Source organism: Muriicola sp. (assembly GCF_041567615.1).
In the GTDB taxonomy this organism is placed as follows: domain Bacteria; phylum Bacteroidota; class Bacteroidia; order Flavobacteriales; family Flavobacteriaceae; genus Muriicola.
In genome coordinates, this window is record NZ_JBFGBM010000092.1 from 1 (window position 1) to 10,075 (window position 10,075).

The 10,075-nt window shown below is 49.8% G+C and carries 8 protein-coding genes; all 8 read right to left on the bottom strand.

Translation table 11 applies throughout. The features are described from left to right. Nucleotides 1-62: 62 nt before the first annotated feature. Complete coding sequence (locus ABYP73_RS07770) at nucleotides 63-905, bottom strand: GIN domain-containing protein (protein ID WP_372973939.1); 843 nt, start codon at nucleotides 903-905, stop codon at nucleotides 63-65. A gap of 150 nt (nucleotides 906-1,055) precedes the next feature. Then, entirely contained in the window at nucleotides 1,056-2,879 is a 1,824-nt protein-coding gene (locus ABYP73_RS07775) for a cbb3-type cytochrome c oxidase subunit I (RefSeq protein WP_372973940.1), read from the bottom strand. 48 nt (nucleotides 2,880-2,927) lie between these two features. Further along, nucleotides 2,928-3,986: a cytochrome c oxidase subunit II gene (locus ABYP73_RS07780; protein WP_372973941.1), complete on the bottom strand. Its 1,059-nt coding sequence runs from the start codon at nucleotides 3,984-3,986 to the stop codon at nucleotides 2,928-2,930. A gap of 29 nt (nucleotides 3,987-4,015) precedes the next feature. Next, nucleotides 4,016-5,377 carry a quinol:cytochrome C oxidoreductase gene (locus tag ABYP73_RS07785; RefSeq protein ID WP_372973942.1) on the bottom strand — a complete coding sequence of 454 codons (1,362 nt, stop codon included), beginning with the start codon at nucleotides 5,375-5,377 and terminating at the stop codon, nucleotides 4,016-4,018. Between the two features lie 16 nt (nucleotides 5,378-5,393). After that, entirely contained in the window at nucleotides 5,394-5,954 is a 561-nt protein-coding gene (locus ABYP73_RS07790; protein ID WP_372973943.1) for a c-type cytochrome, read from the bottom strand. Nucleotides 5,955-5,964: 10 nt separating this feature from the next. Beyond that, the gene (locus ABYP73_RS07795) at nucleotides 5,965-6,486 is read right to left on the bottom strand and encodes a DUF3341 domain-containing protein (RefSeq protein WP_372973944.1); all 522 of its coding nucleotides are present in this window, start codon (nucleotides 6,484-6,486) and stop codon (nucleotides 5,965-5,967) included. Between the two features lie 2 nt (nucleotides 6,487-6,488). After that, nucleotides 6,489-8,213, bottom strand: coding sequence for an NrfD/PsrC family molybdoenzyme membrane anchor subunit (nrfD, locus tag ABYP73_RS07800; protein ID WP_372944588.1), 1,725 nt, complete (start codon nucleotides 8,211-8,213; stop codon nucleotides 6,489-6,491). A gap of 32 nt (nucleotides 8,214-8,245) precedes the next feature. After that, a partial coding sequence (locus tag ABYP73_RS07805; protein ID WP_372973945.1) for a 4Fe-4S dicluster domain-containing protein occupies nucleotides 8,246-10,075 on the bottom strand: 1,830 nt, incomplete at its 5' end.

A 10,075-nucleotide genomic window follows, 5' to 3' on the forward strand; every position in this document is an offset into this window, starting at 1 on the left:
GAATCCTGATCTCGAGCAGAGCAGATCAATGAGGTTCCCTTTTCCTCTGCGAAAGGGGAACCTTATTTTTTGCGCTTAAAGAATTCGGCATTGTCCTTAAAGGCGGTGAGGGTGATCTCCGGTTCACTGAAAAGGTAACACCTGGCATTTCCCGTCAGGCCGATCTGCAGACGATTCCTCGCAAAGATGCGGGCATCCCCCGAATCGGATATACCGGCCGTGAGATCGTCGACCTCAAAATCCTGACCCCGCAATTTTCCGTTGCCCCTTACTTTGAGATCCAAACTGCCAGAGGTGCCCTCCAGCTGCAGCAGGGTGTTGTCCTGAATGTCGACCGATCCGGAAAAAGCGTTGACATAGAGTTGTGCATCTGATTTTTGTCCCATCTTCACCGACAGGCTGTCAGAAGTCATCGTATATTCCCCTTTGCTGTTGTCTCTCATCTCAACCGAGAGTGTTCCCACATCCCCATCAAGACGAACCCGTGAATTCCCATAAGTCTCTATTTGGAGAGCATCCGTATTGATCCTTTCGCCTTCCGCCGTTTCTACCCTTCCTTCCTTTACAGTTATCATTTCGAGTTGGGAGAAGGTTACCACTATGTTCAATTCCTTCCGGGAGGTGATCTCATAAAAGGAAGAGATTACCAGGGTGCCGTTGTTCACTTTGAACTTGATCACATCCACCAGGTTGTCGTCCGCCGTAATGGTAAAGGATTCTTCCGCCGACCTCTTCAAAACGATAGCCAGGTCGTCTGCCAGTTCCAGCCGGGAGAAAGGAGGCAGGGCATCCGTGACCGTGGTGACCTCCCGGTTACCTTTTAACCGGGGTTTGCGTTGTGCATAAACGCCTGTGACCATCATAAAAACGAGGGTGATCAGGAGATATCTCAGGGCGATCTTCATGGATTTGACGGTATTGATTCGCTTAATATGAAATAAAGATATTACAATTTCCTCAAGAACGGGGCCAAACTAACTATGGCCATCAGCAAACAAAAAACCCATCCGCCGGAGCAACCGAGAGATGGGTTTATTGTTTAAAAATGAAATGATTTAGTGATGCAATTCCTCTTCATCCTTATGCAGAGGGACGTTCTGAGGCACGAAATCCTGTCCTTCGATCACGTATTCCCCGTTGGGCAGTGTCTTGCTGTAATCATATGCCCATCGGTGTACGTGAGGAATCTCTCCTTCCCAGTTGCCGTGGAAGTGCTCGATAGGAGCAGTCCACTCCAGCGTATTGGATTTCCATGGGTTCTGAACAGTGGGCTTTCCGTAGAAAATACTGTGTATAAAGTTGTAGAGGAAAACCAGCTGAGCGGCTCCTGCGATCAGGGCGAATACCGTGATCAGCACGTTCACGTCTGTAAGTTCATCGAACATAGGGAAGGCCGTATTCTGGTAATACCTCCTGGGCACTCCGGCCATTCCTACGAAGTGCATGGGGAAGAAGACCCCATAGGCACAAACGGCTGTCACCCAGAAATGCACATACCCCAGGTTCTTGTTCATCATGCGCTTGAACATTTTCGGGAACCAATGGTAGACCCCGGCAAAGAGGCCATAGAGCGCTGAAATACCCATCACAAGGTGGAAGTGAGCCACCACGAAATAAGTATCGTGTACATTGATATCCAGGGTACTGTCCCCAAGGATGATCCCGGTCAGACCTCCCGTGATGAATGTCGATACAAGACCGATAGAGAAGAGCATGGCGGGATTCATCTGCAGGTTTCCTTTCCAGAGGGTAGTTATATAGTTAAACGCCTTTACCGCAGATGGGATAGCGATCAACAGAGTCGTAAAGGTAAATACGGATCCCAGGAAAGGATTCATACCGGAGATGAACATATGGTGTCCCCATACGATGGTAGAGAGGAACGCGATGGCCAGGATGGAGGCCACCATCGCCCTGTATCCAAAGATAGGCTTCCTGGCATTGGTAGACATCACCTCAGAAGTGATCCCGAGTGCAGGAAGTAAAACGATATATACCTCTGGGTGTCCCAAAAACCAGAACAGGTGTTCAAAAAGAACCGGAGAACCTCCCTGATAGTGCAGAACTTCTCCCTGAATAAAGATATCAGAAAGGAAGAAGGAAGTTCCGAAACTCCTGTCCATGATCAGCAGCAGGGCTGCAGAAAGCAGTACAGGGAAAGAGATCACCCCGATGATAGCCGTTACAAAGAACGCCCAGATGGTAAGCGGCAACCTGGTCATGGACATGCCTTTGGTCCTCAGGTTGATCACCGTAACAATATAATTCAGCGAACCCAGAAGAGAGGAGGCGATAAATATCGCCATGGAGACCAGCCAAAGGGTCATTCCCATTCCGGATCCCGGTTGCGCCATAGGTAAGGCACTCAGGGGAGGATAGATTGTCCACCCCGCCGCGGCCGGTCCTGCCTCTACAAAAAGAGAGATCACCATAATGACACTGGAGAGGAAGAACAGCCAGTAAGAAACCATGTTCAGGAAGCCAGAGGCCATATCCCTTGCGCCTATCTGCAATGGGATCAGCAGGTTACTGAATGTACCACTCAGCCCGGCAGTTAACACGAAAAATACCATGATGGTTCCGTGGATGGTCACCAGGGCCAGGTAGACATCGGCGTCCATCACACCCTCCGGGGCCCATTTACCTAACAGGGCTTCAAAAATGGGGAATGATTCTCCCGGCCAGGCCAGCTGCAACCTGAAAAGCAGGGACATCGCAATCCCTATGATCCCCATGATCAGACCTGTGATCAGGTATTGCTTGGAGATCATTTTGTGATCCTGGCTAAAGATATATTTAGTGACAAACGTCTCTTTGTGATGATGATGTCCATGATCGTGAGCATGATCATCAACATGTGCATGTGCTGTAGCAGACATAATCTTGTTTAATTTTTATTAATTTTCTTTTCTAGCCTTGTTTTTATTCTAATTCATGGATGCCATGAGCTGGGAGAAGGTCTGTTGACTTTCCATCCACGCATTGTATTCTTCTTCGGTCTCCACAATAATCTTCATCTGCATGTTGTAATGCGACTTACCGCAGATCTTATTGCAAAGTAATACATAGTCGAACTCCCACGGATCGGAGTTAGGTTCGCCGTTCGCGGCCCTTTCGGCCCGGATGGCATTGGTCCGCTTCACCTTGTCGATCACATCCGGATTGAGACGCATCTCCTCGGTGGTGATCGTAGGAGTGAAGGAAAATTCAGTGATCATCCCGGGAACACAGTTCATCTGCGCCCTGAAATGCGGCATATAGGCCGAGTGAAGTACGTCCTGAGAGCGGAACCTGAAATTGACCTTACGTCCCACCGGCAGGTGCAATTCCTTTACGATGACGTCATCACCGGCATAAGGATCTGATTCGTCCAGACCCAGAACATTGGCTCGGTTGATATCGATCATACGCACATTAGCCCCTCCCAAGACATTGTCTGCCCCACCGTAGCGGGCTGTCCAGTTGAACTGTTGTGCGTATAGCTCCACAATCAGCGGATCGTCTTCATCATTCACGTCCATGATGTTCGTCCAGGTGTACAGTCCCCAGAGGATAAGTCCGGCCAGTACGATCACCGGAATGATGGTCCAGATGAATTCCAGTCGGTCATTATCCGCATAGAAAAGGGCTTTTTTCCCTTTTTCTCCCTTGTACTTATAGCCAAAGTAATGCAGGAGGGCCTGGGTGACGGTTTGCACGAAAAAAATGATCACGAAGGACCACAACATCAAACTGTCATAGCTCTGCCCGTGTTCTGATGCGGCTTCCGGCAGCAACACCTTGCTGTATTTCCAGAAACTGAAAATAGTGATCCCATAAATAAAGATCAAAAAGGCGAACATCAGGTATCCGTTGTACTTGTTATCCTTATCGCTGGCAACCTGAGTATTCTCTGCCCTGATCTGAGACAGTTCAAAGATCTTGGTCATCTGCCAGATGGCGATGGCTACTAAGATTAGAACAAGTATCGTAAGTAATGTCGTCATTATCTAAACTAAATAAGTTACTGTATTCATTAATAGTGAAAATGTCTGCTCTCCTCTATGAATGGGTTCCTTTTCGGTTGGAGCGGGACCTTGGTCAGCGACCTGAACGTCCAGAAGATGAACGCCCCGGCAAAGAAAGACAAGGCTCCCAGTTCAGGAATACCGATGAACCACTGATCCCCCACAGTACCTGGCATCACCATGTTGTAGACGTCGAGATAGTGTCCTGCCAGGATCACGATCCCCGCCATGATCACGAACCAGTTCACCCTCTTGTAATCACTGTTCATAAGAACCAGGAGGGGGAACACGAAATTCATCACGATCATCCCAAAAAATGGCAATTTATAATCCTCTATACGGGTCACAAAATACGTGACCTCCTCAGGGATATTGGCATACCAGATCAGCATGAACTGGCTGAACCAAAGATACGTCCAGAAGATACTGAATCCAAACATGAATTTGGCCAGGTCGTGTATGTGGCTGTCATTCACATCGGGCAGGTATCCTTTTGATTTGAGATATATGGTCACCATAGCGATCACGGTGATGCCGGAGACCATCATGCTCGCAAAAACATACCATCCAAACAAGGTGCTGAACCAGTGAGGATCTATACTCATGATCCAATCCCATGACATCATGGATTCGGTGACGAGATAAAATACCAGGAAGCCGGCAGACCACCTGAAGTTCTTGACAAAGTTCTTGTTGTCCTGTGCTTCGTCCTGAGCGAGGGACAAACGCCTGGAAACTTCCCTGTAGAGGATCCAGCCCCCCAGGAAAACGGCGGCACGGATCAGGAAAAACGTGGGATTCAGATATCCTGCTTTCCCCTGTATGATCGAATCTTCGGCCACTACTTCAGCATCCATCCACACAAACATATGATTCACGTGCATCACAGAAAGCACAAAGATCACAAAGATCACGATCCCTCCGGGCACAAGGTAAGCGGTAATACCTTCCATGACCCGAAATAAAAGGGGTGACCAGCCCGCCTGTGAAGCCCTTTGGATAGCGTAGAACGCAAGTACACCCAGGGATATCATAAAGAAAAAGAATGCAGCCACATAAAGCGCAGACCACGGCCTGTTCTGCAATTGATGCATCAGGTGTTCATCGTGGGATGCACCGTGTTCGGTAGCAGCAGCATGTCCTGCATCTTCTGCAGGATGTTCTGCCGCATCAGGATGTTCACTAACCGTCGCAGGATGATCACTCTCCTCAGCATGGGAATCCCCATGACCGTCATCATGTGCAGCCACCATGGCTTTTGCTTCTTCCGGAGTGGAAGGGACCGATACAAACCCGACACCCATCCCCAGGATTCCGAGGGCCATGAGGACTATTGCTCCGATCTTAAGTCTGTTAGAAAATGTATACATAGTTGCTGTCAGTATCTTATTTAGTTAGGTCCTGCTTCAGTTTCATGACGTATTCCGCCACCTGCCACCTCTCTTCAAAATTGAGCTGCCCGGCATAGGATCCCATGGAGTTAAGGCCGTAATAAATCGTGTGATAGGTAGACCCTACCGTAATGTTCCTCGCCACATCGGCATAACTGGGTACGCCGAGGATCTTTTCCCTTTTTACCAGGGTTCCCTGTCCGGCCCCGTTGGCACCATGACAGATCGCGCAATAGATATCGTATAATTCCTTTCCCTTGGACAGGTTGGCCTCAGCGTTGACGGAGTCAAGCGGACTTGGCTGCAGTCTCGCCATATCCTTTCCGGCCAGGTCATTGGCGAATTCGTAGGGCAGCCACCCCCTGGAGATGGTATTCTCTGCCGGTTGCATGGCTTCAGAGCCATTGGGTAAAAAATCAACCTGCTGATAGGTCTCATAGCCCACCGGAAAATACATGTTGGGCATGTACTGATAGTTCGGGCTGTCCTTGTCTGCACAGGAAACCATGGCCAGCACGGCCGTAAATACAATTCCTATTTTGAGTATATTCTTCATAAGTCCGGTACTACTTTTCTACCTTGTTAATCTCTACGGCGCCTGACTCCTGTAAGAGGGTCATCAGGCCTTTCTCATCACCGTGCACTTCTATTTCCATTACAAAATGGTCATCAGTGGTCCTGACATCAGGGTTTTCGGCTTTTTTGAAGGGCCAGAGCCTGCTCCTCAGGTAAAAGGTGATCACCATCAGGTGGGCCGCAAAAAATACGGTCATCTCAAACATGATGGGTACAAAGGCCGGCATGTTCTCGATATAGCTAAAACTGGGTTTTCCACCGATGTCCTGTGGCCAGTCCTCTATCATGATGTAATTCATCATCACGATGGCCACGGTGAGACCCAGACAGCCGTACATGAATGAGGTAATGGCGATCCTAGTGGGAGCCAGCCCCATGGCCTTATCCAGCCCGTGAACAGGGAAAGGGCAATACACTTCCTCTATATGGTGTCTGGCAGCCTTTACCTTTTTGACAGCCTGCATCAGGATGTCATCATCGTTGAAATAAGCGTGTATAACTTTAGAGGCCATAATTACGATTTCTTATTTAATTTCTTTGCCTGACCTGCCCAGTCGTCTCTCTGAGCCCTTCCCGGGAATGCACCTGTCAATTCATCCAGCATATTGTATTCGGCCTCGGTCATCCTGCTGACCTGGGCAAAGGTGTATATTCCAATCTGATTCAGGGTCTTCTCCATCTTGGGTCCTATCCCCTTCACTTTCTTAAGGTCGTCTGCCTTGTCTTTGGAAGGGTCGAAAGTTCCGAGTTTGGAAAGCAGGTCGGAAGCTTCGGCCCTTGGGATTTGCTGGGAAGCCGCTTCCGTCTTGGTCTCCGTCTTTGGAGCCTTACCCGAAGGCATTTGATAAAGGGGCTTTCCGGAATCCCTTAGAGTTTTGTATTTGGAACCTGAGGATTTCAGGATGGATTTCACTTCGGCCTGTGCGATCACAGGGAAGGTCCTCGCATAGAGCAAAAAGAGCACAAAGAAGAACCCAATGGTCCCGATAAAGATCCCGATATCCACAAAGGTTGGGGAGAACATGGTCCAGGATGAAGGGAGGTAATCCCTGTGGAGGGAGGTCACGATGATCACGAACCGCTCGAACCACATCCCGATATTCACGACGATAGAGATCACAAAGGAGATTACGATACTGGTCCGGATTTTTTTAAACCACATCACCTGAGGGGAGACCACGTTACAGCTCATCATGAGCAGGTAAGCCCACCAGTAAGGTCCGGTGGCCCGGTTCAGGAAGGCGTACTGTTCGTACTCCACCCCGGAATACCAGGCGATGAAGAGCTCCGTGATATAGGCACAGCCCACGATGGAACCTGTCACCATGATGATGATGTTCATCAATTCTATATGCTGAACCGTGATATAGGCTTCCAGGCTGCACACCTTTCTCATGATGATCAAAAGGGTCTGTACCATGGCAAAGCCCGAGAAGATCGCCCCGGCCACAAAGTATGGGGGGAAGATGGTGGTGTGCCATCCCGGGATCACGGAGGTAGCAAAGTCGAAGGATACGATGGTGTGTACAGAAAGTACAAGGGGCGTAGCCAAACCAGCGAGAACGAGAGATACCTCTTCAAATCGCTGCCAGTCCTTGGCCCTTCCTGTCCAGCCAAAACTCACCAGGCCGTATATCTTTTTCTGAAAGGGTTTTACCGCCCTGTCGCGGATCATCGCAAAGTCGGGCAGTAACCCTGTCCACCAGAAAACCAGGGAAACAGATAAATACGTCGAGATCGCAAATACGTCCCAAAGCAGAGGGGAATTGAAGTTTACCCAAAGGGATCCGAACTGGTTGGGGATGGGAACCACCCAATACGCCAGCCAGGGCCTGCCCATGTGGATGATAGGGAACAATCCCGCCTGGATCACCGAGAAGATGGTCATGGCTTCAGCCGACCGGTTGATCGCCATTCTCCACTTCTGCCTGAAGAGCAGCAGTACTGCCGAGATCAGCGTTCCCGCGTGACCTATACCCACCCACCAGACGAAGTTGGTGATGTCCCAGGCCCAGTTGACCGTTTTGTTGAGTCCCCAAGTACCTATACCCGTGGAGATCGTATAAATTATAGCACCTATTCCCCAGAGGAGTGCCGCCAGGGCAATGGAAAAGACTATCCACCACTGCCTGTTGGCCCTGCCTTCTATAGGAGCTGCAATGTCCACCGAAACGTCGTGGTAGTCTTTGTCTCCAATAACAAGGGGCTTCCTAATTGGTGCTTCGTAATGCGACGCCATAGATTTCTGTTATGTTAGGTTTTTCTACTTGTTTATGCTTCGTTGGTGTTCCTTACCTTGACCTGATAAAAGACATTGGGCTTGGTTCCCACTGCTTCCAGCAAGTGGTACATCCTGTCCTCCTTCTTAAGGGCAGCCACCTGACTCTTCTCGTCATTGATATCTCCAAAGATGATGGCTCCGTTGCTGCATGCGTTGGAACATGCGGTCTGGAATTCCCCGTCCTCGATCTCGCGACCTTCCCTCTTGGCATCCAGGATGGTCTTCTGTGTCATCTGGATACAAAGCGAACACTTCTCGATCACTCCCCTCGACCTTACGGTTACATCAGGGTTGATGACCATTTTCCCGAGGTCGTTATTCATATGGAAATCGAACTCGTCATTATTGTTGTAAAGGAACCAGTTGAACCTTCGAACCTTGTAAGGACAGTTGTTTGCACAGTAACGTGTTCCCACGCAGCGGTTGTAAGCCATATGGTTCTGTCCCTGGCGGCTGTGTGAAGTAGCGGCCACCGGACAAACGGTCTCACAGGGAGCGTGGTTGCAGTGCTGGCACATCACGGGCTGGAAAGCCACCTGAGGATTCTCAGCTGCCCTTTCCATTTCTTCGAATCCTGCCTTGGAATCGAAAGCTCCGGAGAACTCGTCCTTTTTAATGTTGTCATCCTCAAAGGTGTCTTCTGAAGAATAATACCTGTCTATCCTCAGCCAGTGCATATCCCTGGACCTTCTCACCTCTGTCTTTCCTACCACAGGAATGTTATTTTCGGCGTGGCAGGCGATCACACAAGCCCCGCAACCTGTACAGGCATTAAGGTCGATGGACATGTTGAAGTGGTGACCCACAGACCTGTCAAAGGATTCCCAAAGGTCGACGGTAGTTGCCGGAACCTCCTGGTGATTGAGGGATACCTCCGGTACGGGATTCCACTCGTGAGGATCTTCGGTTTTGTACTTTTCGAGGGTGGTCTCCTTGATGATCTCCCCCCTACCCATCAGGGTATTTTGCAGCTGGATACAGGCAAATTCGTGCATGCCAGAAGCTTTTTCCACACTGACGGATTGAATGCTGTTGAAATCTGTGTAAAGAGCATAGGCATTGACCCCGGTCTGCATCTCTTCCTTCATCCCCACTTTTCGGCCGTATCCGAAGGACAGTCCGATGGTATTTTTCGCCTGTCCGGGCTGTATGATCACAGGGACGCTGCTAAGGGTCACCCCGTTGACGGTTACATTGGCATAGCTGCCGTCGAGGCCGCCGTTGGCCGCATTTTCATTGACCAGGCCGAGCTCGTTTGCATCAGCCCTGGAGATGGTGAGGTAATTATCCCAGGTGACCCTGGTAATAGGATCCGGGAATTCCTGCAGCCAGGGGTTGCTGGCCTGCTGCCCATCACCCATCCCTACCTTGCTGTAGAGGGTGAGCTCCATACCTTCCGAAGAGGTTGAGGCCAGGTTCCGAACGGCGTCGCTGAGGACTGCGTCGGGGGCCGTCTCAGAAACAGTTTCCTCCCGGGTTCCCGCCATATTCATTTCGACGCTGTATACCCCGTCGTGCAAAGCCTTGTTCCAGGATTCGGTACCGAGAATGATGTCCGTCCAATAGGCTTTGATATAATCGTAATAACTCTGATCGCTGCCCATCCAGAGCAACAGGGATTGCTGGAATTGTCGGGTGTCAAAAAGCTCCCTGATGGTAGGCTGGACAAGGCTGTAATGTCCTTTTTTCAATTGGGCATCTCCCCATGATTCCAGGAAATGATTAGCCGCCGCAGCAAATTGGGTGCGCTCTGTAGTTTCATTCCAGTTGGTGGAGAAGGTTACGGAAAGGTCTACTTTTTCAAGTCCTTCCGCAAAATC